1 pseudogene is annotated in these 617 nt (G+C 47.0%); it reads right to left on the bottom strand.

The annotated features are described in order from the left end of the window. Window positions 1-617: pseudogene (locus ACFSR3_RS13805) on the bottom strand (hypothetical protein); the annotation flags it as partial.

Genomic DNA, 617 nt, shown 5'->3' with positions numbered 1-617 from the left:
TAGCTCCTTGTGGACCCTGGATACCTTGTGTTCCGGTTGCTCCCTGAGGACCTGTCAGATTTGAAGTGGTAAATGAAGTACCGTCTGTATAGTTGATCGTGAATGTACCGTTGTTGTTGTCAACTGTGCTTGCAATACCTTTCCCGTCAGCTCCTGTTGCTCCGGCAACACCTTGCGTTCCTGTTGCTCCTTGTGGACCTGTCAGGTTTGAAGTGGTAAATGAAGTACCATCTGTATAATTGATCGTGAATGTACCGTTTCCGTTATCTGTTGTACTTACAATACCTTTTCCATCAGCTCCCGTTGCTCCCTGAGGACCGGCAACACCATCGTTTCCTGTAGCTCCTTGTGGACCTTGGATACCTTGCGTTCCGGTTGCTCCCTGAGGACCTGTCAGGTTTGAAGTGGTAAATGAAGTACCGTCTGTAAAGTTGATCGTGAATGTACCGTTTCCGTTATCTGTTGTACTAGCAATACCCTTTCCGTCTGCTCCTGTTGCTCCCTGAGCTCCTGTAGCACCAGTTAGGTTTGAAGTGGTAAATGAAGTACCGTCTGTATAATTGATCGTGAATGTACCGTTGTTGTTGTCAACTGTGCTTACAATACCTTTCCCGTCA

This window comes from Flavobacterium suzhouense (genome assembly GCF_042684765.1).
Taxonomy (GTDB): Bacteria; Bacteroidota; Bacteroidia; order Flavobacteriales; family Flavobacteriaceae; genus Flavobacterium; species Flavobacterium suzhouense.
The sequence above is the reverse complement of the archived record's forward strand: the minus strand, read 5'-3'. Positions and strand labels throughout refer to the sequence as shown.